Below are 26157 nucleotides of genomic sequence, written 5' to 3'. Positions count from 1 at the left end.
ATTGAGTTTCGACAGCGTGCGAGTTTCTACTACAAACATTACGAATTAAAAGATAAAAACATTAGTTAGACAATTGCTATAATTCTGTCATAACTTAATTTTAAAACAGATTCTGTACTAATGCACAAAAAAATTCCTACATTGTTCTACAACAACATAGGAGTTTTCATGTCGAATTATGTATTTTTTTGTTCAATAATCTCTACCTTTTCCGGAATCTGAAATTTCTACTACCGCTTCAGGATACGGTTCGAAATATGTTTGTCTCAATAAATACTTATCATCAAATCGAATGGCCCACGATTTTAAAACAGTAAGCAAACTGCTAAGTGGTATTTTCTTCATTGCATACTTGTTTAGCGGTTCTAAAAAATGAGCTTTTTCTTGTTTTTTTAACTTTGTTTTAAAATATCCGAAAATGTGCTCGCATACATTTACATTCGATGTATAGCGGGGTGTACGCATGAATAATTCATATAAAGTCTTCTCATAGTTATTAAATACAACTTCAATAGTTCCATTTTTATGATTTGCAATAATACGCCCTAATTCTTTTTGTTTCACCTGATTATATGCCATAAATAAATATTTATTATCTGACTGAAATACTACGAGTTCTTTCATATTTTTAGTATGTTTAATCATTTTGTAATGCGCGATTGTAAACAATCTTGTAAAGAAATGCTCTCTAATAATAAAATTCGACAATCTACCTTCTTCTTCAATAGGAAGATGCGAAAAATTTTTTAATACTGCTCCACCAAATACCCCAGTTCCTTTTCCTTTTACTGGTCCTTTTTCAAAACTAGAATAACTTCACCTTTCGTTGCTTCATTAATACCTGCAATCATTTTAATAAGCGTCGTTTTTCCTGATCCAGAAGGTCCAACTAAACCAAAAATCTCTGCTTTTTCAACTTGCAATGAAAGATTATGTAAAACTTCTTTTTTTCCAAAACTTTTTGATACAGTCCGTAAAATAATTGAAGGTTGTTCAACGTATTATCCCCCTTTTTATAAAATGAGTGAGTGCTCACTTTTATTCTCCTCTTGCAAAATTATATGTCAAACTTCATTGATTAATATGTATTTTCAATTAATACTTCAAACAATGAAACAGAGTCGACATTAGAATGTGTTTTCTTAAAGTCGACTCTGTTTCATTTTAACTATACATCTGTCTTTATGTTTTTAAATTCATATACTTCCTAATTCTAGCAACGTCTAAAGAATATTCGATAACTAGTTGCTGTAACGGTAAAATAACTGTATCGGGATATAAATGTGCATATTGTAATGTTTCTGCATATTTTTCTAATCTTTTTTCTAAGTACTTTATTATTTGATCAGGATGGCTGACTAATAAACATTTACAATAGTAATGAATTTGTTCCTCTATCGCCGTATACTCTTCAATTTCAAATTCTTTATGCATGTGTACACCCCTTTATGTTTTTTACATGAATTTCATATCACACTTTTCACTCGACTAATTTTTAAGTTTTTTGATTATTTACACTATAACAAACACTTCGGGTCAAATTTTGTTACTTTATGTAACGTAGAAAATTTTTAACAAAATTGTAATGTAAACTTGTACAAAATGAATAGAGCTCCTTTACTCATTTTGTACATAAAAAAATCGTACAGTTTAATTTAGCTGTACGACTACAATTTCTGACCTATTAAAAATCCTTTGCGGAATGATACTATTGCCTAATCCTCTACTAACCACCATAGATGTATTTTGTTCTTCATATAAACCCGCTGTATATTTAGGTAAAACACCTTGATTTGAAGCTACTAATCCACCGATAAATGATACCTAATTTGCCCACCATGAGCGTGTCCCGATAAAACTAAATCTATTCGCTCATCAGTATACTCCTCAATAAATTCAGTCCTATAGGATAGTAATACATTATAACTATCTGGCTGCATTTCAATTTTCACTTTTACAATAGTTCTTTCATCACGGTTTACATTAACAAATTCCGAATCATCAATACCTAACAAGTTTATTTCTTGTCCGCCTTTTTGTAGTATTACATGTTCATTTCTTAAAACAGTGACATGGTGTTTCTTCAATTCTTTCTCTAAACTATTATATTTTTGCTTTTCTCCCTTTAATAAGGATACAAAAACGATTCTTTTCACACGAAAAAGAATCGTTTTCTAATTTTATACTTTCAATAACATCAGGTTAAGAAATGCGAAAACTAAGATATCATCACCTAAGAGCATTGACTATAACTTCAGTCGCCTCTGAAATTAGTTGATTATCATAGGTAGCCTCTTTCTCATCTTTACTGGATAAAATTGCGATGATAATAGGTGCTCTATTTGGCGGCCAAACGATAGCAATATCATTTCGTGTCCCGTAACTTCCAGCTCCTGATTTATCCCCAACTACCCAGTCAGTTGGCACGCCTGCGCGAATAAGTTTGTCTCCTGTAGCATTTCCTTTCATCCACTCTGTAAGAACTTTACGTTTATGATCTGGAAGCGTATTTCCGACCGTAAAAGCTTTAAGATTCGTAGCAATTGCTTTCGCTGTACTAGTGTCACGAATGTCTCCTGGAATAGCCTCGTTTAATTCTGTTTCAAAGCGATCAGACATAGTAACCCGATCCCCCATCTGTCTAAGCGCTTTTTCATATCCTTTAGGTCCGCCTATTTTATTAAATAAAATGTTCCCTGCAGTATTATCACTTGAACGAATAGCAGCCTCAGCAATTTCTCCTAGTGTCATTCCAGTATCTACATGTTTCTCTGTAACAGGTGAATATTCCACTAAGTCTTCTTTCGTAAATTTGATGACTTCATTTAATTTATCAATTGTGTTTTGCTGTAGCAATACTCCTGCCGCTAACGCCTTGTAGGTTGATGCAAAGGCAAACCGCTCATTAGGTCGATAAGAAATTGTTTGATTTGTACCAGTATCAATAGCATACACACCTAATCGAGCATCAAATTTTTTCTCAAGTTGAGAGAATTCTTTATACGTCGCATGATTTTTATGTTTCACTTGCCCTGTCTTTTCTTTCGCTTCAACTTGCAATGTCCCTCCTGTAAAAGCTTCTAGGCTTGTAACACTTAAACCTAATATACCAACGCATATACCTATTTTTAGCATCCTCTTGTTTTTCAAAATCATCATTCCTTTCAAATTCTTAATACCTTTTTTACGTACACATAATAGACAAACAATAAAACAAGTTTGTTCCATAAACTTAAAAAATTTTATAACTAATATCTGAGTTATTAACAAAATAAAAGATAGCAACTATGATAGCTGCTATCTTTTATTTCAAATCTTCCTTTAACTTATAAAAGCTTTTATATAAACAGGGGCTCTACCCCTGAGAAAAGTGCACAAATTTTACTAATTTTGATTAGCACTATCTGTACTAGCAGCTTCACCATGTATACGTTGCTTTTTTAAATCAAAGTATACATCTAAAACTTCCTTTCCAATTATAGAATTAATTCCACTTTTATCATTATGAAGCCATGGAACTACTACTGAAAACGCTACTTCTGGATTATCATATGGAGCATATCCAACTAATGTTAAGTTGTAACATTCCATACGTTCTCCTTTTGCATTTCTACCAATTGGATCATCTCCACCATATACGGTTTGAGCTGTCCCTGTCTTTCCTGCTGGTTTATATGGAGCGTTTTTGAAATACTTCACACCAGTTCCATCACCTTCTTGGAATACCCATCTAAATCCTTCTTTTATCCGATCGATATGTTCTGTCTTCATATCAATTCGATTTAATACGACAGGCTCTATTGAGCGTATAACTTTGCCAACTTCCTCTTCTTTTATGGATTGTTCTCGTATTTCTTGTACAATTTTGGGTTGCATTCTATAACCACCGTTTGCAATAGTTGAAATATATTGTGCCAATTGCAATGGCGTATACGTATCATACTGACCGATAGAAAAATCTAGTAAAAACCCAGGTTGACTATCTACTTTTCGCGTTTGTCCAGTTATTTCATTCGGTAAATCAATACCTGTTGGGACGCCTAATCCAAATTGTTTAAAATAATAGCGCATCGTATCAAATGCACCTTGTTTAATATCCAATGAACCATTTGGTACGTAATTAACTCCCGCGATTTTTAAAGCTGTCTGGAACATGTATACATTCGAAGATACTTGTAAAGCTCGTAAATCATTAATATTACCAAATCCGGATACATTCCACGATTTCTTAGCTTGTGTACCTTTAAATTTCATCGGTGCATCATAAAATTGATCTCCTGGCTGTATTGCCCCTGTCTCATATCCAGTTAATAAAGTAGCACCTTTTACAGCTGACCCTAACTCATACGAAGTTGTCATGTTACCTAATGCTAGATCCTCAATTTCTATTTTCCCTTCTTTTTCTACAATCTTTTTGCCTGCCATAGATAAAATCTGTCCGTTATTTGGATTCGTCATGACGACAAAAGCTCGGTCTAACAGTGGCTCTGAACTCTTAAAAGCTCTCAAATTTTTCTCTATACTTTCTTCCACTTTCTTTTGTAATTCCATATCAATTGTTAATGTTATACTATTACCACTTTTTCCTTTAGAGATTATTTCTGTGTTTATAATGTTTCCTGATTTATCAGTAATGTTTTTCACTTCTTCTTTTGTACCATGTAATACATCTTCATATCGTTGTTCAATATAACTTTTTCCTACACGATCATTACGGTTATACCCACGTACCAAATAAGAATCTAAGTTTTCTTTCGGTAATCCTTCTTCACTACTCGTAATATTACCTAACACGGAACGAAATAAATTACCATTTACATAATTACGCTCCCAATCAACTGTTGCATCTACTCCTGGAAACTCCGCAAGGTTTTCACTTATCTGCGCATACTCTTGATTTGTTACATCTTTTTTAATAATTTGTGGCGTTAGTTGATAACCCGAACTCATTTTACTTTTAATAGCTAACACCTTTAAATCTTGTGCTGTTAATTCTGCCAATTCTACTTCTGTAACGCGACTTCGTCTTAAGTCTTCAATTTTTTTATCTAACTCTTTTCCCTCTATTCCCTTTTCTTTAAACTTTTCTATATCTTTTTTAGTAATCTTTGACTCCGCACGTTTCGTATTCAATTGCATCCAGAAATCTTTTTTATCGATATCCGTTAACTTATTTATATCTTGTTCAGGCATTTCAAGTACTTTCGCCAATTCTTTTGCTGTTTTTAAAATATCTTTACTCGTTATCCCCTTCGCCCTTGTATACGTAATCGTACGAAGAGATTGATTATTAACAACTGTTTTCCCTTCTCGATCTAGAATTTGCCCACGTGGAACCGGAATACTAGTTGTTGCATTTTGACTGTTTTCCACTTGGTTCTTATAATCCTCTCCCTCAACAATTTGTACTTTTCCTAGCTGCATAATAATAGCTGAGAATAGTACAAATATGCAAAGGAACATTATATTTAATCGAATAGATACATATGTCTTCTGCTTTTTTTCTTTTTGTTTTTTCATAAATCCTCCATATAATTCTTCTGGAACTCCTCACTAATACTGAGTAAATAAATATACTAAATACGTTCCCTATATATTAGAAACCACCATTCAATTATAAATAGTGTCTTATCTTTTTTTCTAAATCCTTGTAAGCGTCAATTCCTTTTCGTTTAGCCGTGTAATTGATAAATCTCCCTTCCTGTTTTTCTCTCTATTTTTTTGTCGCTTGCATTAGAAATGCTAAACTGTATAATGACTCATATTAAACTTACACATAGACTTGCTATTAACTTTTCATACTAATTGTTCCTTTCTTCATGCTGTAATACTTAATAGACAATCTAAATCATAAAGTTGTTCCACATTTACAAAAAAAATAATTAACTATAAGATGAAATAAGCTAAATAAGGGAGGGTTTTATGTTACATACAAAAATAAAAAGATGGAGATTTTTAGCGGTTCTTTTTATTGTAGGTTTGATTTTACTAATTTTATTAAAAATCAACTTCATTTCAATTACTATCGCAACTTCTTCAGCTGAAAGAGGAAAAATTTTTGATCAAAATGGTGTAATACTAGCTACAAATAAGAAAGTTAAATCTCTATATTGCACTTCTAATGATGAAGAGCTATCGAAACAAGATACATCAAACACATTAGCTTTTTTCAATCAATTTTCAAGCGAGTTTCAACATGACATTTCTGTAAAGGACACAAAATTACAATTACAACAATCTTGTAAAATGCAAACTATGAATGATATACCGTTATACTCTGACATAAATGAGAGTGAACTTACATTCATAAACAAGAACAAGCCCAATAATGTAATCATCAAAGATGAATTGGTTCGATATTATCCAAAGCACGAAATTGCATCACAAGTAATTGGGTATGTAGAAAATGACATTAATTCTAAGTATGGACCTGTTGGGAAAAGTGGGGTTGAGCTTCAATATGAAAATGATTTAAAAGGAAAACCAGGAAAAACTCTTATTTTTAAAATGAATAATAAAAAGTTCTCATGGAACATTCAAAAAGTTCAAAAAGGAAAAGATGTCAGGCTAGCTTTAGACTCTAAGTTGCAGCAAAAAACAGAGGAAGCATTAAGATCTCAAATTAAGAAAATACCGGATGCTAATGCTGGTTATGTTGTAGTGACCGATGTAAAAACCGGTGCAATTTTAACTATGGCCAACTCGGCAGTTTTTGATCCAAATACATTACATACACATGTATCATCTAAAAAAGAGAACATCAAATCACTTTCGCAAAATAAAGCAATTCAAAAATTAAAGTATGGTGAATCTTATATAAATATGGCCTCTACTATAAAGCCACTTACTATTTTAATTGGATTAAACGAAAAGCTATTTCAACCTGAAGATACTTATTTAGATAAAGGCACTTTTCAGTATGATAATCAAAATAACATTACGAATGCACCTGGAACGCCAACAGGTGAGATTACACCGAGTCAGGCTATCATTAATTCATCTAACACATTTATGACAGCAAAAGTAGCTCTACCCTTATTCAACCAAAATAATGGGAATATAGAAAAAGTGGCACATATATGGACAGATTATTTAATGCAATTCGGCCTTCGTTCTAAAACCGGGATTGATTTACCCTTTGAAGAAGACGGACAATATGAATTTCATCCATCTAATAAGTTTGAAAATGGAATCTCCGCTTTATTAAATGCCTCTTGGGGAGGAAATGAAGTGCACACTCCTCTTCAACTCGCCCAATATGCAGCAACTTTGGCAAGTAAAGGTGATAAATATAAACCTCAAATCGTAAGTGCTATTATTGGTCAGGACGGTAAGGAGACAAAAAAGAGTAAACCAATCTTAGAAAGTTCAAATCGTTATCCTATGAAATTTTGGAGTGTCATACAAGGTGGGATGAGTCAAAATATAGAGGAGATCAAAAATTTGCCCTTTCATGTCGCAGGTAAAACAGGTATAACAGGCTCTCCGAACGAGGAAGAAAGAATGATAAATCATTCTCTTTTCATTGCATATGCTCCTACCGAAGATCCACAAATTGCTATTTCTGTCGTTATTCCTGGTAGTAATTCAGAAAAAAACATCGCTGCTCTCGTTACATCAGAAATTTTAGAGTACTGGAATACTCTTCAAAAAGAAAATAAAAACAAAGAGGAAGGTTCACTAAAGTGAACCTTCCTCTTTTACCATATAGAATCTATATTCGTTATTTTCCATATACCTTCATGATCCTTTTCGAATATGAATGAATACTTAATATCAGTTAAAACATATTCTTTTTGTACATATCCAGTATTACCGTTAATTGTCGATATTTTTATATATCCATCATTCTGCACTTTTTCTGGAATCCAAGCTTTTACCATTTCATTAGATACTTCATATAAAACTTGTGATTCTCGTTTTGGTTCAGCTAAAATTTTCGTTTTGTTTCCAGTAACAGTTGCATATATAAAATGCGCTTGCTTTGACTGATCACTTTCTGTTAATCCACTTGGTACTTTGTATACTTGCTTTGTATCATTCACAAATTCTCCTCCCATTGTAAGAGCAACTTGCAACTCATGAAAAATATCTTCATCAAACTTTAATTCATCCTTCTTATAACTCTTCCCTTTAAATAGAACTTCATCATTTAACGCTCTATACAGGTCATTTTCATTTTTTAAATCTGTAGTTCGATATAAATCATTCATAAATTGTTTTAATGAAGGATCTTGAGCAGACTCATCTTTTGTTTTAGGCTTAATTTGAGTACTACTTTGTACCGGTGATTTATTATCATCAAGCCAAGGTTGTTGAATAATAAAAAATAACATTGTACAAGCCAAAACAACTACAATAGGCAATGCTTTTTTACGAAATGGTCTCTTGTATGTTACAGAATCTACTTCACTATTTTGGTATACCGATTGCTTTATTTTATAAATAAATTCTTCTTCATCTTTACGGTGCTCCATTGGGCCGCCTTTTAATTTGCTATACCAGTCAGGATTTTTTTTATTGTTCATCACTTCTACCCTCCCCTATTAATTTTGAAACCTTACTTCTTGCTCGGCTTAATCTAGATTTTACAGTTCCAATTGACACTCCTAATGTTTCAGCCATTTCTTCATAAGATAATTCGTATTTTGCGTCCAATATTAGTATTTCACGGTGTTTTTTAGGTAGTTTTAATACAACCTCCCACACATCATTCATTTCCTCTTGCTTAAAAAATTCTTGTTCCGCCGACAAAGATTGCTTATCGTCACTAAAAAATCCTATTAAAGATATCCTTTTAAAATAGGAGGATTTCAAATAGTTTATTGCCGTATTTCTTGTAATTTTTAATATCCACGTTTTAATAGATGACTCCTTTCGAAACGAATGCCAATGTTTAAAAACCTTTATAAAGACATCTTGCGTGATGTCATCTGATAAGTGTGGATCTTTCGTAATAATAAATGAATAATTCCATACATCTTGCCAATAGTCTTTTATAATATAGTCAAGCTCATCATGATTACTTTTTTCAATAAACTTCTGTTCCATTTCCACACCTCAAACTTATTTGAATAAACATAAAACTGCCCTCACTTTTAATATGGTTTCAATATATAGACATGATACAAGTTTCATTTGTTCCATTGTTTATCTTTTTTTTGATAGAAGAATCCTTCTTAAAAAATGTAAAGGTGAGCAATAATTTTCATTAGATAATCACTTATACATTCTCTTACATGACAGGCTCCTACAAAACAAGTAAAGCATACAATGTTAAAAATACACTCATAAAAATCTGATTATTATTTTTGAATTTCACGCAACACTCCACTTATATCACCTATTTTTTTGAGAGCATACTTATTTGTGTGCTCTATTTATTTTTTACTAAATAACTGTTTTTTTAAGTTTAAAATCACCCTCGTTTGTCTATTTCAATTTGTTCTTCTCTTATATTTACTATTAGCAACACCAAGATTTCAGATATGAAAATAAAAATGAACAAGTTTTTTATCACCAGCTTCATTAGTACCTGTCCCAATCGGAATCGCACTCTCAACTATGCAATTTTACACTTCCGACGAATCCTCTGATTTTAAATCAGTATTTAGGACAAACTACCAATCAGCACGTACGTGCAAATAATGAATATGATGGGGTATCAACTTTCTAGAGCCACAACAAAATAAAAAAGCATTCTCGATTAGGAAGAATGCTTTTTTTGAAATTTAATTATTCTTTATTTTGCCCAATTTATACCTTTGAGTTAAGCAAACATATAATAAATTTAGTAAAAGATTTCACCTTATAATTAAGTGTTATTTCTGAAAAACATGTTTTACTTTTTCGCCTGGAACATTACTCCCTCCTCTTCCTTTTACATCTTCGATCATCATGGTAACAATCATGTCTGGTGCATTCGCATCAAAAGCTGCAAACCATCCAAGTTCTTTTCCGTCTGCTTCTTTCGACTCTTTCAGCTCTGCTGTACCCGTTTTACCAGCTAGAGTTACACCATCAACCTTAGCAATTCTCCCCGCGCCATCAGGGTCATTAATGACTTTTATTAATGCACTCTTTAATATCTCTTGATTCTTTTTAGAAACCACATTTTCTTTCCAATTCCCCGCTACTTTTGCTTCTTTTAAAAGATGAGGCGACGGAATATTCCCTTCATTCACAATCGGTGCATATGTTAATGCTAAATGAAGTGGTGTCATTAATACTTGTCCTTGTCCATATCCTGTGTCTGCTAGTTGAATATCATTTTTTATCCCATCTCTTGCAATGATTGAAATAGGAAATTCGTATTCGATTGGTAATTTTTCATAAAATCCGTATTTCTTAAATTCATTTACATACTGATCTTTTCCCATTTTCAAAGCTTGTTGAGCAAAATAAATATTATCAGAGTACTTCATTGCCTTATCAAAATCAATTGGACTAGCATCCTTCACACGTGTTACATAATAATTTCCCCAAGATGAATCTTTTGTCCACTTTAATCCTTGAATTTTAAATTCTTCCTTAGGATTTATTGTTTTCGTTTCCAAACCAATTGCACCTGTAATCGTTTTAAATACGGAACCTGGTACAAATGCTTGTGTGAAACGATTCATCATTGGAAGTTTCGAGTCGTTATTCCATGCTTCTCGTTGGGCTTTTGATGCTCCTCTAACTATTGTATTTGGATTATAAGCAGGGCTACTTACAAGTGCGATTGTTTCACCCGTTTTAGGATTGACCGCTGCACTAGATCCTGCTTCATTTTTCATCTCATTAAAGATTTTTTCTTGAATTGCAGCATCAATTGTTAACGTAACATTTTCCCCTTCTTTTGCTTCTTTTTTTGCTAAGTTTTTAATCTCTTTTCCGTTCTCGTCTTCCATAAATACGCGTCCACCCTTTTCACCACGCAATTTATTCTCTAATACTTTCTCTAAACCTGTCTTACCCACTAAATCATCTGCTTGATAACCTTTTTTTTGAAGCGATTTTAACTCCTCTGCATTTACCTTTCCTATATATCCCGTTAAGTGTGCCGCAGCTTCTCCTAATGGATACGTACGAATATTTACTGGGCGAGATGAAACTCCTTCTAATTCAATATAATCATTCTGTCTAGTTCCCTCTTTTAAAATACCAATTGGAACAAAGGAATCTGGTTTTATCCATTTCGCTGCGAGCTTCTGATCGACCTCTTCTGTAGACATATCAAGTAATTGTGCTACTATTTCTTTTGTCTGCGCTGCCGTTTCGCCTAGTTTCTCTGGAATAATTCCAACCTCAGTCGCTTTACCATTCGTTGCAAGCCCTTTCCCATTTCGATCATATATTTCTCCGCGTTTTCCTTGCTCTGTTTGCATACGTACTTTGTAATCTTTTTTCATCCCTGGAAAAATGAAGTCTGGTGTCCAATCTATTTTCCAAGATTCCTTTTCTTTCACGAGTTTTGCTTCATGGATGAATGAAACTGGCCCTCCATCCGTATCCATATTAACTTCATAAAGAAATAGATCTTTATCTTTAGCATTCTCTCCTTTCGTTTTAATTTTTAAATTCTTAACTCCAATACCATCATAGATTTTTTGATATTTCTCTGTGAAGTCCTTTTTAGAAATCGTTTTTTTGGCATGTTCTGATAAATGATCATACATACTTGTAAATTTTTTATCATTCCATAAATTGATATATTCTTCAAATGCTTGTTTTGGCGGTTCGTTTTTATTACACCCTACCAACATAATTCCGAAACAAAAGAAAAGTAGCATCCATATTTTTTTCAATTCAATCTTCTCCCTTAGTTATAAATGATTATTCCTTTCTTAATTTATTAAACAAAAAATGTTTTAACGTTTAATAGACAGTGTAAGTAATGAAATTGTTCCACATTTACAAAAAAATTAATTTATGGTTAAGTTGCATTGGAAGGGAAAGATTTTAAGATTCTTACAAACAAAAGAAGCGAATCTATTTAGCAATCGGTATCATTATTAGTGTTGTTTTAACAATTTTATTTAAAATACCTTTTAATTCGTTTTCGCCGATATTATCTTTTTCTTTATAGATTTTTGATACAAAAAATAGAACCCTTATAATAAGGATTCTACAATAGAAAATAACAAAAATATAAACCGTACAAAAAATTACTTAGGGTATAAGTGTCATCTTCATCACTTCGAGCCGTTAATATATACATATTGTTCATCATAATCTATCACAACAACACTATGTCGATGATAGGTTTGTTTTTCTTAACCTGATGGTGATGGGATGCTACCCATATAAACGTAATTGTTTATTTTTCAGTAATATTTACAAAATTGACGGCTCCCTTGTCCTCATTGCCCAAAGCCGTATTCACTTTATCTATTTCCTTTCTTAATTCTGGTGCTTTCCCTTGACTCTCTAAATTAAGATTCCCAAAAGATTTATTAAAAGATAGAAATTGTCTTGCTTTTTCTTTCCCATTTATTTCTTTAAATAATGTATCATCTACAATTAATAGGATTACGTTGGATACACCACGATATGGAGATAACCATACATCCCCTTTAAATTGAACATTCATTTTTTTCTCATCAAATGTTAGTTCTTTCAAGTCTTTATATTCTTTATTTGCAAATAAGATAGTTTCATCTTTTTCTATTTTTGGTAACGAATCAAGAGGGACTGAAGATAGAAGCCCTTGATTATTATCCCTTTCACGTATAAGCCCCTTTTTATTCATTTTTTCAGCAGTTGTTCTACTAATAAATAGTAAATTACTAGTAGCAGTATCCATAGAATCCCCAAAATTAGTCGGTAGCTTTATGTTGAGCTTGTTATTATCTATAGTCCCTTCTTTTAATTGATATAGGTCTTGTGATGTTGTTATATCTTTGTATGAGTCTATTATAGAGTTTCTTGCTTGTTCGTTTATCTTTCCTACTTCTATTGAAATTCCATTTGCTGGAGAATCTTTTACACCAAATAATGAACATGCTCCTAACATGGTAATCGAAATACCAGCTACTATTAATAATCCAAGTCTTTTTTTCAACCTATATTCTCCTTCTTTTAATTATATTTGAATTAAAAAATCGTTTTATACATTTTTTTCAAGTATTGAGAACGAACAAAGTAAAAGTATATAATTTGCAAAACTAAGAAACAAATTAATACCATAACTGAACTACCCAAGACTGAAAAATCGGCTAACTCTTGCAAGGCCGTAAAAGCTACTGCACTATGTGTAATTGCTATTACAATGGGTAAAAAGAATAGTAATGCAAGTTGACGTGACACAATTTTCTTTAATTCAGGTTTACTTAAACCAACTTTTGCTATCATTTTATATTGCTGCTGATTTCGTTCTAAGTCTGTGTATAATCGGAAATATAAAAAGCTTGCAGCAAACGTAAAGAAAACAATGCCTATTAATACACTCATGATGGATGCAAGTCCAAAACCTTGCTTCATCACTATCCATGTAGAAATTAAAGAAGAAAATTTATATTGTTCGTTGTATACTATAGGCTCATTTCTACCTTCATTATCTTTCTGAAAAATAGTCACGATTTTTTCAGAAACTTTTTGCGTTTTCTCCCAGTCCTTCACAATAAAACCATTTATAGTGGATTTACCATAGTGATCCTCTGCATCCACTATCATTTGATTATATACAGCGTCTTGTACAATAATTATCGTTTGGTTTTTATCTTGTAATTCTTTCGGAGTCAGTATTTTATTTACATGCATATCTTTATTTATATTTTTATACAACAATTGAAAGTTATTTTGATTCGATTTTGTATTAGCGAATTTTCTTGAAGGTATGACAACACTATCATTTTCATCTTTTAAGCTTTCTTTTTCAAAACCAAATACATTAGCTAACTTATTATAATCACTTAATTTTATGACGTTTGATAATATATTACTGTAATAGAGAGTATCTGGAATTTGTTTTATTGAATAAGTCACCTGTTTGAAATTAAACTCACCATCATGGAGTTCGCTTTCTATTTTTTTTAGATGTTCTTTTTCTAGATGGTTATTATTATAAGACTGATAAGAAAATGCAAAAGGGCTATCCGATTCAGCCATGGATGAATTGCCTAATCCCATACAAGTCCCCACTGCAATGAAGGCAACGGCAGATATAATAGTGACCATAAAAAACATTTTTGCATTATCTTTTAATTGATACACTAAATCTGAGATGGTGAGTATGTTTGTTTTCTTAAAGAAAATATTTTCTCTTTTTTTTAATACACGTAACACATACACACTGAGCTGTGTAAATAAGAAGTACGTTCCAAGCACAACAAAGCTCACCCCTGTCGCCATCATGAATAATACATAATTCATATCCTTGTATTGAATTGCGTTAACACTATGGAAAACAGCCGTATATCCTAATCCAATACAAATAAGCGCGAATAAAGATAGCCAAAAGGATGCTTTTGGTTCAGGCTTTGGCTTTTCTCCTGCCTTTATTAATTCTACTAATTGCTTTACATTTACTAGTCGAGAAGTGAAAAGTGAAATAAATAAAAATAATAAGAAGAAAGCTCCAAATGTTATCCCAATTGCTTTAAAGGGCATGTAAAATGGGAGTCCTTTATCAATAAGTAACAGATTGTTGCTCATAATTAAGATAAACTTAGAGAACGCCATTCCAATTGTAATTCCTGTTAAAATAGAAGCGATACCAATAATTATATTTTCAATAAATACTAATTTATTTAACTGTGAACGTGACATCCCATGTAGCATTAGAATTCCAAAATCTTTTTTTCTTGTTTTTAAAAATGCACTTACAGAATATAGGATAAAGAAGAATGAGAAGAAAAATATTAACCCCTGTGATATCTGCAAACCTGACTTTGCAAATGTATTGATTGTTACACTGGTAGCAAGATCCCCTTGTAAATTAGGATGAAATGCAAGTAATGCATAAGTAAAGAAAATCATAATGGCAAACGTACTACTTAAAAAATGAGCCAAATATGTTCGTTTACTTCGAATGACGTTATTAAATGCGAACTGTCGAAAAGTCATGTGCATTTCCTCCTAATAATGCTAAAACCTCTAGAATTTTTTGATAGAATACTTTGCGATTATCTCCACAATAAATCTCATTGTACAACTGTCCATCTTTGATAAACACAATGCGATCACAATAACTTGCAGCCATTGCATCATGTGTCACTAACATCATCGTTGTGCCACTTTCTTTATTAAGCCTTGTCAATAATTCCATCACATCACAAGCAGATTTTGAATCCAGATTGCCTGTAGGCTCATCCGCAAGTAATAACTTCGGATTATGAATAGTAGCTCGTGCGATTGCTGTTCTTTGTGCCTGCCCACCAGAAATTTCATACGTACGTTTATCTAATATTTCAGTTATCCCTAGTTTTTCAGCAATGGCTTCAACTTTACCTTCCATTTCTTTAGGGCTTACACCATCAAGCGTAAGTGGAAGAACAATATTTTCTTTCACTGTCAATGTATTAAGGAGATTAAATGATTGAAAAACAAACCCTAATTCACGTCTTCGAAATAAAGACAACTGATCTGGAGATAACAGATATGGATTTTCTCCATGAATTAATACTTCTCCTGATGTTGGAGCATCTATAGTAGACACCATATTTAATAGCGTTGTTTTACCACTCCCAGATGGTCCCATAATTCCTACAAATTCACCTTTGTTTATTTTTAAATCAATATGGGATAATGCTGTATAAGAAATTTTCCCAGGATAAACTTTCCCTAAATCTGAAACATGTAGTATCTCCACAAGTATTTCACCTTCCATTTCTCTTTTCGATACATGAAGTGTAACCTATATTTAGTATGTCTCATATCGATTTCCCTAACATTTATCTAACAAGTTTGTAAGATTCAAAAGAAAAAACCGATGAAAAGTCTACCTTTCATCGGTTAACGAGATGCATACGGGAATACGATTCTAACTTTTGTTCCCTTACCTACCTCAGATTCTAGATCAATCTTATGATTTAATTTTCCACATACTTCTTTAACAAGATATAATCCCATTCCCGTAGACTCTTTAAATTTCCTACCATTTTCTCCAGTATAAAATGGATTGAAAACACGTGGTAAATCAGCAGTAGGAATACCAACTCCATAATCTATTACTTCCAAAATAATTGCTCGTCCTTTTGAATATGCCGATACTATTACTTTCTCTTTCTTACTTGATGAATATTTGATTGCATTTGACAGCACTTGATTGAGTATAAATCGAAACCATTTCTTATCTGTTTCTACAATAAGATTCGGATCTACTTTTACCTCTGGATACACATAACTACGTATAAACAGACGTTTATTTTCATGAATTACAGAATCAATCATTCCCAATAATTTCAAGCTGTCTACATGAAAATCCTGTTCGAATGTTTCTAAACGAGCAACATATAAGACCATTTCTAATCCTTTTTTGATTCTTTCCGTTTCTTCATTAATACTGTCAAATCGAAAGTCATCTGCATCTTGTGTAATTAACTCAATAACAGAAAGAGGTGTTTTCATTTGATGGACCCATTGATTCATAAAAGTCATTTGTTCTTGTTGTTTTCGTTCCCATTTTTTTAATTGGTTTTGATAATATTGATATTGAGCTTGTAGTAATTTATCTAAGGCCATTGATAATGGAGTCAAATCACTTTCTTTTATTGACTCATTTAAAGTTTCCATTGGTGTTGATAGACGCTTGTAGAATGAACGATGACTATAATAACGATATATTAGATAACCCATTAATAAAAAAACACCCAAAAATACAGAATATAATGCTGTCAAAATATGTGGATAACCATCAAACCAATAAATAAAAAGGATGATAAGCAATTGGGCAAATGTATAACAAATGAGTGGAATATGTTCTTGTAAAAATAATTTCATTATTCCTTTCCTTCCTTTTCCCAAGTAGCATGCAAACGATAACCAGCACCACGAACTGTCTCCAGTGCGTTTTCAATACCCAAATTTTGCAATTTCCTTCTAATTCTACCTATATTTACACTCAATGTATTCTCGTCTATATATGAACTATCCCATAGTTGTTCTAAAATCACTTCACGTTTTACAAGAAGCGGAGACTTTGTTATCAATATTTCCAATAAAGTTGTTTCTTTTCTAGTAAGTAAAATCGTCTTATCATCTAGTTGAAGTTCCATCCTTTCTGGGAACAGGAATAATCCTGATTGCTCAACTATTCGTTCTTTTACTTTAGGAGCATATTCACCGTATGCTCTTCTGAGTTGACTACGGATTTTAGACATTACAACTTCATAATAAAAAGGTTTTGTAATGTAGTCATCACCACCATTTTCTAAAGCCATAACTTGATCCATTTCCCCACTCCTTGCAGATAGAAATACAATTGGACAAGTAGAAATAGCTCGTATTTGGCGACACCAATAATAACCGTCAAAATTAGGTAAATTTACATCTAATAGCACTAAATCTGGTTTTATCTCTTGAAATATTTCTAAGATATTTTCAAAATCCTCTATAATAACACTTTGGTATCCATATTTTTTTATATGAGTTCCCAGTAATTCAGCGATTTTCATATCATCTTCTACAATCATGATTGTATTCATTTCGTACTCTCCTTTAATTTAGGTGTAATTTTTAAAGTTCGTTTAGCGTTTTATATTTTATTTATTTAAAAAAGATGATATCTTACATCCCCCCTCAAATGCAATAAGTATCCAATAAAACGTATATTTATTGTTTCTTAATTAATAAACTTAATAGAGATGGTTTCCATCTTTTTTCTTTACTTAGAATAGCATGTTGACTCTCCAATTTGATGAGTAGGATATAATTGAAAAAGCGCCCTGTTTACAGGGCGCTTCATTTTTATCTAATGATTAAAATTAGAAGTTGGATATAATGTTGTTCATTAATAATTGCTCTCCACCATTCCCATGCAAGCCCTGTACATTCTCTTGCTACAACTTATATATTTTTTGAATTCGGTGGAAGTGGTATAACTGTAGAGTAATGAGCCGTTGTGTCTTTGCCGCTACCATCCCATATTTTATGTGTTAGTTCTTCTTTTCCATTTTGTTCATATGAGAACTCATCCCAAGATACATCAAATTGAACAACATATGCGCCGTAATGATCAAGTGTCATTTTCGCCCTTGAATATTCTGTAGTTGTAGTCTCGATATAATCTGTATTGTTATAAGCAGCAGTTGCATTTCCTTTTAAGAAAGTGCTTGTATATAAAATTGGTTATGCTGGATTTTTAAGACTTTATTCTGCACTATCTTTGATGATATTTCGTGTTTCATATCTCAAATCTCGACCCCACCCTATTGTAACAAGCCTTAACCATAGAAAAGAAACGTAATAATCCAAAAGCTAACAAATCATAATAAGAGATTCTTTAAACCTTTCCTGAAAGAAAATATAGCCTTCTTTCAACTTAAATTCAAAAATTGTTGTTAGCTTATGCACAGTTCTGTTATTATACAAACCCAAAATTCTTCCTCAACGTAAAAGTGGAACAAATTTATTACTTATATTGTCTATTAGGTGTATTTCTAAAATTGAATGTCCAAATTGGATACATTATATCCCGTTTGACATCTATTTTTATGTATTACAAAAATATGAAAGGACGTATTATTTTGAAAAGTAAAAGGATGCAAAAAGGATGAGTATTTGAGGAGTACAAGCTTAATACTTTTACAGGTAAAGAATTGCAAGTGAACGCTAAAAAGAAACAACCCAAACAGCAGCTTATCAATCATATAAACATTTTGCATGTGCTTTAAGCAATAAAATTTTGGCTGCAGAGGTATTGGTATCCTATACACACTTTAATTGCATCGGTATTTAGAGTACCTAGAAAAAATCCATATATTCTTGAAAGAGGTTGAAAATTTATGATAATTTTAAACAAGTTCTTTAACACTTCACATTACAAAAAGATTGTACCTGTAGTATTGCTTTCATGTGTGACACTTATAGGTTGTTCCAATAGTAATACTCAATCTGAATCACCTAAACAAACTAATGAAACGAATCAAGTTAAACAAGAAAATACGGTTAATCATTCTTTTGCTAAACTTGAGAAAGAATTTGATGCTAAACTCGGTATTTATGCATTGGACACGGGAACAAATCAAACTATTACTTATCGATCAGATGATCGTTTTGCATTTGCATCTACATCCAAAGCATTAGCTGTGGGCGCTCTTTTACGTAAGAACTCATTAGAAGCTCTTGATCAAAGGATTACGTATACTCATGAAGATCTTTCTAATTATAATCCAATTACTGAAAAGCATGTTGATACAGGAATGACGTTAAAAGAACTTGCTGATGCTTCTGTTCGATATAGTGACAGTACGGCACATAATTTGATTCTTAAACAATTAGGTGGTCCTTCTGAGTTTGAAAAAATATTGAGAGAAATTGGGGATACTGTTACTAATTCAGAACGATTTGAACCTGAATTAAATGAAGTAAATCCAGGAGAAACACATGATACCAGTACACCAGAAGCGATAGCTAAGACGCTTCAATCTTTTACATTAGGAACTGTACTTCCACCCGAGAAACGTGAACTATTAGTAGATTGGATGAAGAGAAATACAACTGGGAATAATTTGATTCGTGCGGGCGTACCAAAGGGATGGGAAGTAGCTGATAAAACAGGTGCAGGATCATACGGAACAAGGAATGATATTGCAATTATTTGGCCACCAAATAAAAAGCCAATTGTTCTTGCGATACTTTCTAATCATGATAAAGAGGATGCTGAATACGATGATAAACTTATTGCAGAAGCAACCAAAATAGTGTTAAATACTTTAAAAGCTACGAATAAATAATAATAGTAATAGATTAAAAATTTTCCATTTTTCCGTCATAGTACTGTGACGTTTTTTTAGGTATTTTACAAGAATTGACCATTTAATGTTACGGAAGCAATTAAAAAAATGTTTAAAGACCACCTATTTCCATAAGTGATCTTTATTTGTGATTCTGCATTTGTACACTACTGTAGAAATATATCATAGATACGGTTTGTTTGCTAAATTTTTAGTTCTCTCCATATACTAAAAAACATCGCTTAATACAATTAATATCATATTTGTTAAATTACGAACTATTATTCTGTCTTCTGTACAGGCAAACTACTAAAAATTAATTCAGCAACTTCCACATATCCTTTTGAGTTTGGATGAATTAAATCCGTAGACCAAAGTGTATTGTCATTAACTAAATGATGATTCCAAAAGTCAACATGATGAAGCTTATACTCTTTACTCAGTGAAAGTATAACTTCGTTTGCCTCTAATAATTGTTCTTTTAATACTTGTTTTTTTTCTGAAGAAAAAGGAAATCTAACTGTAAAATCTGGAAGGTTTGCTATAATAATATCCGCACCTGTTTTACTTAATGTATCTATCATAAATTCCATATCGTTCTTATATGCATGATGATTCCAACGTCCTTTTAAAACATCGTTTGCACCTGCAATTAGACTAACTAAATCTGGATTAAAAGTTAATGCCTTTTCCAATTGCTGTGAGCGAATTTCTTTAGTTACTAACCCACGCTTTGCAAAATTAGCATACTTTAAATCGTTTACACACAGTTGAACAAAATGATCTACCCAGCTTTTTAATGCTATTCCCTCAACTTCATCGCCTATCCCCTCTGTAAAACTATCACCAATAGCTACAAATCGCTTCCACATATCTAGTCCCCCTTTTTTATTATTCATATCTACACTATACAATAGCTCACAGCGGAATTGTTCTTCCTAAATGTTTTTCAATTTCAATTAAATTCCATAGGTGATTTTTAAAATGAACAAGTAGAACTAGATTACACCATTCACATGAACGAAAATAAGAAAATTCACGTTATTTTCTCGCGGAAATAGGTTGAGACCAACTATCTTTGTCATTATCATTTAATCGTACTTGAAAAACATACATAGGTTGAGAAAAGCCTTTTGTATCAGCGTAGTAACCTATATTATAATCTGTAATGACTAATGTATCACCTGCTTTGAAAGATATTATAGGATCAAAGTCTCCTTGTTTTAGTTTTTGAAATGCTTCTTTGGGAGACAGAATTTCGACATCCCGAATATGTGATTTTTTTGTAACTAGCTCATTGTCATCAGGCATTTTTGTAATTTTCTCTTTGTAAACAGGCATTTTTTTACCCTCGTCTTTTAACTCTATTGATGTTTTTATAGTGACATCAGACATATCTGTTTTTGTAATGGGATCAATAGGCGTATTCCCAAATTCCTTCATTTGATACGAAATCATTATTCCAAGTGCAACGAAACTTACTGTAATCGGAAGGAATACATATTTGATTATTTGTGTATCCGTTTCTTTTTTCTTCAACAATATAAGAACTATATTTAACATAGAGTATCCTAGCATCATTCCTAAAGTATTATGAAGCAAATCGGCTAGTTCCATACTTCCACGTTGCATTGTAAATTCAAGAATTTCAATCAATAAACTTGCTATAATTGAGCTGATTAACATCCATTTTGTTTTTTGGAAAAAACCACTAAATAAAGGTAATAAAATTCCTAACGGAAAAAGCATACCTATATTCACAATGATATGGAAAAAAGAAGAAAATGAAAAGGTATTCCATGCTTTTTTATAAACACTAAGTACATCAAAGTCAATTGTTCTTGCAAAGGTTATATCATCTGAACGGCCAAATGAAGTAGCTGATAATGCAAGGGAATAATATCCTATTATTAATATAAATAATATAATTTGTTGTACGGTAAATTTTTTTCCTCCTTTACATACCTTTTTGTATACTACAAAGTAGCTAAAAGCAAATATAAGTAGTAACAAGAATGTGAGTTGTATCGTAGGAATTGCAACGGTAACGAGTAGTCCGGAAATAAAGTTCATTTTACACCTCTGTTTTTACGAATAAAATATTCAATAGTTTTATATAACATTCTAGATATAGATAGCGATGTGTTGTTACCCCCAATAATTATTAATACAGAATTAAACCTGTATCCATTGAGCTTTTCTTCCTCTTGAAACTAACGTTTTACTAGTTGTACTTTCGGCTATGTTTGGATAAACGTTACGAAGATTCTCTTTAGTAAGAGGATTTTGGGAGTTAAGTATAAAATTAAAAATTTGTTCAATTTTAGTATGTTTACTTTTAGAATCCAAAATTGACCGATTCCTAATATACTTAGGAACCGGAAATATTCGTATATTTACTAAAGAAATAAGATTCCTCCAAGATTACATTTTTTTTTGAAATTTTGTTGTTCTTTGTTTTGCCCAGTTGATACATTTTTTTTCAATTAAATGATACGATACTATAGAAAAAAGTATTGTCATTGTAATACACAAAGTAAGAAGGAAAAAGATAGGTATCTTTGTATACAAAAGTTTAAATAGTACCATCATGATTGGAAAATGACACAAATAGATACTATATGAAATTTCTCCCAAGTATACAAATACACTCTTATTTAAAAATGCTTTTACTTTTAGGTTACTCATGGTCATGGTAATAAATATACTAACACCGATTACAACACCCCAATCTTTTAATAAGAAAGTAGTATCATTACGGGAAAAACCATAAATTAAAATGGAATATAAATATAGAATAATCCCTAGTGCAATAAGAAATCCTTTATTAAATTTTTTCATATTCCTATATAAGTAGATAAGTTTTTCCTGATGCTTAAAAAGCAACATTCCAACTATAAACATAGATGTGAAATGCAGTGTATCGGCATAACCATTATAAAACCCCTCTGCTTTCCCAATATGCAACATATTAAGGAAAACACTAATTAAAGAAAAGCTCAAAGCAAATAGTATCGTTTTCTTCCAACTCAGTTTATAAAAAAGAAGGAATAACAAAGGAAACACAATAGATATACGCATTTCTTGAGCCAATGACCAGATAACTGGATTATAATTTTCCGTAAAGAAGTTATTAAGAAGTACAAAGTGGTTTATAATATCTATTTTTGTTATAGACCCTTGCCACCTATCATAGAACCAATCCCGTAATCCTGCCACTTCATACGACGAAAACAAAATAAATAAAGCAAAGGTAATGATTATCCAAAAATAATAAGGGATATAGATTCGTACAAATCGCTTAATTAAATATCCCCAATAATTTGTTTTTGAATGATAAAGTGCCATAGATAACACAAAACCACTTAGTACATAAAAAATGATTACAGCTTCTCCACCCGCCCATAAAAACCTAAGCGGGGAAAATTTAATAGAATTAGGCAACGATGGTAGCATTAAACAAAAATGTCCAAATACCACTGTAAGTGCCGCTAACCCTCGTATGGAATCTAATTCTTTTATTCTCTTACTCATAAAATGTTCTCCTTGTAAATTGTAGATTTTGCTGTTAATAAAGGCCACTATACTAGTGTAGTGGGAGAATTGTACATATTGTTTCTTTAAATTCCTAATATAAGCAGTACAAAGTCAATCTATGTATCTGTTTTCTGGCCTCCATTTCTTTATATAATTAATTTAAAACAAAATATTTAATAGAAAGAAAAGATTTTATTAAATTTTTATAAAATTTAATAACAGAAATAAGTACCAGGTATCAAGTTTTATTGTGACTTGATGGAATAATGAATCATCATGTAACTTTATTAAACTAACCTTGCACCAGAACCCTTTGAATCGAACAACTCATAATAAACGCCATCCTTCCTGTATATTTCTACAAAAAGAATAGCGTTTTTTGATTATATGGATACAAACTTATCTTAGCTCGATTGCAATACCAAAAGTTCCGAAGAACCAAATTTAAGAATTAATGCAATCTTCCATTCCAAGCCATCCACATAAGAATCTGTAATACTTTGAATCCTTTTATTTCAGGCTAATATTTAGTTTTATCCTATAAAGTTAACCTTTTACTATATCAACCGCACTATTCCACATACCTCTAAAGAAAGATCCCATTTCGCGCATTAAACGTGTAAACCAATTAGCTTGTTCTACTTCAGATTTCGTTACAAGGTCTACTTGTAATGATTTACCTGATAAGAACCCAGGATCTGTACTATCTTTAGGCGATATAATCATTTGACTAATTGTTACACCTTTTTTAATAGGCGCTTCTTGTTCTTTATTCGATACTTTAAACTCTTTTTTATAAACGTCTATGTTGCCCTTTGGCATTGGAAGTGAAACAACTTGCTTCGTTTGAACAACTACATCTTTGTCTTTTGCATTTCCTACTCGCACTGTTTCATGCCCTTTTACTACGGTATCTTTTCCGTAGACCTTCTTCACTTCAAAATTCGCAAATCCATAATCGTATAATTTCTTTGTTTCATCAAAACGTGCCGTATGAGAGTTTGCTTTTATCACTACAGAAATTAGACGCATACCGTTTCTTTCTACTGTACCAGTGAAACAATCTCCAGCTTCTGGAGTAGTTCCTGTTTTCAAACCATCTACACCTTCATATTGCTTAATTAAACCTTTTAACATCCAGTTAAAGTTCGCCATATCAATTGGATATTTGCCACCCTCTTGGAATGTTTTTTTAGGGATTTTTGCTGTATCTAATATTTTTGGAAAATCTTGAATAAGACGTTGCGCTAAAATCGCACAATCCCTTGCAGACATTTTATTTTTCTCGTCTAGAGTTGTCCCCTCGGGGTGATGTCCTTTTAAATCTTGGTTTGTTAAGCCGGTAGAGTTTACAAATTTATAATGTTTCATTCCAAACTCTTTCGACTTATCGTTCATCATTTTTACAAAATTGATTTCTTTACCAGCAATTGCTTCAACTAAAGCAATTGTTGCACCGTTTGCAGAGTAAATTGCCATTGCCTCATATAACTCTTTTACCGTATAAGAGCCACCATTTTCTAATGGAACGTTTGATAATGAGCGATCTTGCGAAATCTTATGTGCATATTCAGAGATTTTAACTTTTTGATCCCATTTAAGTTTTCCTTTATCTACCGCTTCATGAACTAAGTATTCACTCATCATTTTTGTCATACTAGCAATTGCTAATGATTCATCTGCATTTTTTTGATATAAAATTTTTCCGGAATTTGCTTCTACTAAAATTGCTGATCCTGCTTCTATGTCTATGGCAGGAACTGTTTCCGCTGATGCTCTTCCATATGTAACGACCATGCTACAAGATAGTGTAAGCACTGTTACTATTGCAATAAATCTCTTGCAAAACATACCTTTCACTTCTGTTACCTCCAATATCTTTGTACTCAAAAAAACGTTATTCTAGCATAATCCCCAAAAAATAGACAGTGTTATCAAATTCTATATACAAATAAGACATTAGAATCGCTTTCATATAGACCATCTCATTTCATCCTATTAGGCGCCAACACAAATCAGTTCGTCTCCAGCAGTTTTATCACTGTAACGAATAGCGGTCACCGTAAATTCTTCAAGAGTCATATCAATATCCACTTATTTTTTATAATTAGTGAATACTGAGCTAATTCATCTTTTGTGAAGGTGATAAATTTATCAAGTTTGACACTTGAATTTTACTGTAGTACTACCCCTGGAGCTAAAGCCTTATAGGTGAAAGCGCTCATTAAATTGGACAGTCGCTTACCCATTGGTACCGGTGTCGATAGCATGGGCACCCCAGTCTAGCGTCAAATCTTTTCTTAAATTGCGCAAATTCTAGATGAATCGCATAATTTGCAAATTTAGTTTTCTCAGCTTTTTTTTGCGTTCACCTGTAAAAAGTTTTTACACTTGCAAGACTGACACTTAGTATTCCCACACAAATTCTTATTTTTAATACCCTTGTATTTTTTCAAAATGATCCGTACTTTCATATTTTTTAGGATTACACTTAATAGACAATCTAAGTAATACATTTGTTCCACATTTACAAAAAATAAAACCAGTGTGCCCCGATTGAATATCGAAGCACACTGGTTGCTTAGCCTTTTTCTTATTGTCTACTTGATAGGATTTGTCGGTCTCTTTTCAAAAATTACTATATTTGCACCAGAACCATATATTACTATGACTACTGCTATTCTTCTCTAATTACATCTATAACGTTATCCTTTTGAATTTTCCGAAGCGGAATTAGTACCGA

General features: G+C 32.0%; 17 protein-coding genes and 4 pseudogenes. 2 read left to right on the top strand and 19 right to left on the bottom strand.

Annotated elements, in window-relative coordinates:
* Positions 1 to 192 precede the first annotated feature (192 nt).
* From ACQKNR_RS06030 to ACQKNR_RS06005, 6 genes and pseudogenes are all read right to left on the bottom strand, one after another.
* Positions 193 to 813: pseudogene (locus ACQKNR_RS06030) on the bottom strand (YbgA family protein); the annotation flags it as partial.
* A pseudogene (locus ACQKNR_RS06025) lies at positions 807 to 983 on the bottom strand (ATP-binding cassette domain-containing protein); the annotation flags it as partial. The pseudogenes ACQKNR_RS06030 and ACQKNR_RS06025, both read right to left, overlap by 7 nt.
* A 199-nt stretch (positions 984 to 1182) precedes the next feature.
* On the bottom strand, positions 1183 to 1434 hold the full coding sequence (locus tag ACQKNR_RS06020; RefSeq protein ID WP_000548596.1) for a hypothetical protein: 252 nt from the start codon (positions 1432 to 1434) through the stop codon (positions 1183 to 1185).
* Between the two features lie 216 nt (positions 1435 to 1650).
* Positions 1651 to 2111: pseudogene (locus ACQKNR_RS06015) on the bottom strand (metallophosphoesterase); the annotation flags it as partial.
* A gap of 118 nt (positions 2112 to 2229) precedes the next feature.
* Complete coding sequence (bla, locus tag ACQKNR_RS06010; protein ID WP_427316998.1) at positions 2230 to 3177, bottom strand: class A beta-lactamase Bla1; 948 nt, start codon at positions 3175 to 3177, stop codon at positions 2230 to 2232.
* 207 nt (positions 3178 to 3384) lie between these two features.
* On the bottom strand, positions 3385 to 5520 hold the full coding sequence (locus tag ACQKNR_RS06005) for a peptidoglycan D,D-transpeptidase FtsI family protein (RefSeq protein ID WP_427316127.1): 2136 nt from the start codon (positions 5518 to 5520) through the stop codon (positions 3385 to 3387).
* Positions 5521 to 5922: 402 nt separating this feature from the next.
* On the opposite strand from ACQKNR_RS06005, the gene ACQKNR_RS06000 reads away from it, so the two are divergent.
* Positions 5923 to 7689: a peptidoglycan D,D-transpeptidase FtsI family protein gene (locus ACQKNR_RS06000; protein ID WP_427316125.1), complete on the top strand. Its 1767-nt coding sequence runs from the start codon at positions 5923 to 5925 to the stop codon at positions 7687 to 7689.
* Between the two features lie 11 nt (positions 7690 to 7700).
* Here ACQKNR_RS06000 and ACQKNR_RS05995 read toward each other — a convergent pair whose 3' ends face one another.
* The 9 genes and pseudogenes from ACQKNR_RS05995 to ACQKNR_RS05955 all read right to left on the bottom strand — a co-directional run.
* Entirely contained in the window at positions 7701 to 8528 is an 828-nt protein-coding gene (locus tag ACQKNR_RS05995) for an SH3 domain-containing protein (protein WP_427316124.1), read from the bottom strand.
* Positions 8518 to 9051, bottom strand: a complete 534-nt coding sequence (locus ACQKNR_RS05990) for an RNA polymerase sigma factor (protein ID WP_427316122.1) — start codon at positions 9049 to 9051, stop codon at positions 8518 to 8520. The genes ACQKNR_RS05995 and ACQKNR_RS05990 overlap by 11 nt, the downstream gene beginning before the upstream one ends.
* Before the next feature lie 770 nt (positions 9052 to 9821).
* The gene (locus tag ACQKNR_RS05985; RefSeq protein WP_427316120.1) at positions 9822 to 11789 is read right to left on the bottom strand and encodes a penicillin-binding transpeptidase domain-containing protein; all 1968 of its coding nucleotides are present in this window, start codon (positions 11787 to 11789) and stop codon (positions 9822 to 9824) included.
* Positions 11790 to 12301: 512 nt separating this feature from the next.
* A complete protein-coding gene (locus ACQKNR_RS05980; protein ID WP_427316118.1) occupies positions 12302 to 13045 on the bottom strand; it encodes a lipoprotein BA_5634 family protein in 744 nt (247 codons plus the stop codon).
* Positions 13046 to 13077: 32 nt separating this feature from the next.
* The gene (locus ACQKNR_RS05975; protein WP_427316116.1) at positions 13078 to 15048 is read right to left on the bottom strand and encodes an FtsX-like permease family protein; all 1971 of its coding nucleotides are present in this window, start codon (positions 15046 to 15048) and stop codon (positions 13078 to 13080) included.
* Complete coding sequence (locus ACQKNR_RS05970) at positions 15023 to 15793, bottom strand: ABC transporter ATP-binding protein (protein ID WP_427316115.1); 771 nt, start codon at positions 15791 to 15793, stop codon at positions 15023 to 15025. Before ACQKNR_RS05970 ends, ACQKNR_RS05975 begins: the two co-directional genes overlap by 26 nt.
* A 143-nt stretch (positions 15794 to 15936) precedes the next feature.
* Positions 15937 to 16923 (bottom strand): sensor histidine kinase, encoded by a 987-nt coding sequence (locus ACQKNR_RS05965; RefSeq protein WP_427316113.1) that lies wholly within the window; start codon positions 16921 to 16923, stop codon positions 15937 to 15939.
* Positions 16923 to 17627, bottom strand: a complete 705-nt coding sequence (locus ACQKNR_RS05960) for a response regulator (protein WP_427316112.1) — start codon at positions 17625 to 17627, stop codon at positions 16923 to 16925. Before ACQKNR_RS05960 ends, ACQKNR_RS05965 begins: the two co-directional genes overlap by 1 nt.
* A gap of 295 nt (positions 17628 to 17922) precedes the next feature.
* A pseudogene (locus tag ACQKNR_RS05955) lies at positions 17923 to 18327 on the bottom strand (thiol-activated cytolysin C-terminal domain-containing protein); the annotation flags it as partial.
* Positions 18328 to 18926: 599 nt separating this feature from the next.
* Here ACQKNR_RS05955 and blaIII point away from each other — a divergent pair.
* On the top strand, positions 18927 to 19877 hold the full coding sequence (blaIII, locus tag ACQKNR_RS05950; RefSeq protein WP_400529977.1) for a class A beta-lactamase BlaIII: 951 nt from the start codon (positions 18927 to 18929) through the stop codon (positions 19875 to 19877).
* A 281-nt stretch (positions 19878 to 20158) separates the two neighbouring features.
* On the opposite strand, the gene ACQKNR_RS05945 is transcribed toward blaIII, so the two are convergent.
* From ACQKNR_RS05945 to ACQKNR_RS05930, 4 genes are all read right to left on the bottom strand, one after another.
* Positions 20159 to 20776 carry an SGNH/GDSL hydrolase family protein gene (locus ACQKNR_RS05945; RefSeq protein WP_427316110.1) on the bottom strand — a complete coding sequence of 206 codons (618 nt, stop codon included), beginning with the start codon at positions 20774 to 20776 and terminating at the stop codon, positions 20159 to 20161.
* 142 nt (positions 20777 to 20918) lie between these two features.
* Positions 20919 to 21950, bottom strand: a complete 1032-nt coding sequence (locus ACQKNR_RS05940; protein WP_427316108.1) for a VanZ family protein — start codon at positions 21948 to 21950, stop codon at positions 20919 to 20921.
* A gap of 351 nt (positions 21951 to 22301) precedes the next feature.
* On the bottom strand, positions 22302 to 23459 hold the full coding sequence (locus ACQKNR_RS05935; protein WP_427316107.1) for an acyltransferase family protein: 1158 nt from the start codon (positions 23457 to 23459) through the stop codon (positions 22302 to 22304).
* 501 nt (positions 23460 to 23960) lie between these two features.
* Positions 23961 to 25274, bottom strand: coding sequence for a D-alanyl-D-alanine carboxypeptidase family protein (locus ACQKNR_RS05930; protein ID WP_427316105.1), 1314 nt, complete (start codon positions 25272 to 25274; stop codon positions 23961 to 23963).
* Positions 25275 to 26157: the final 883 nt, after the last annotated feature.

It is taken from the genome of Bacillus sp. NPDC094077 (assembly GCF_050279465.1).
GTDB lineage: Bacteria > Bacillota > Bacilli > Bacillales > Bacillaceae_G > Bacillus_A.
The sequence above is the reverse complement of the archived record's forward strand: the minus strand, read 5'-3'. Positions and strand labels throughout refer to the sequence as shown.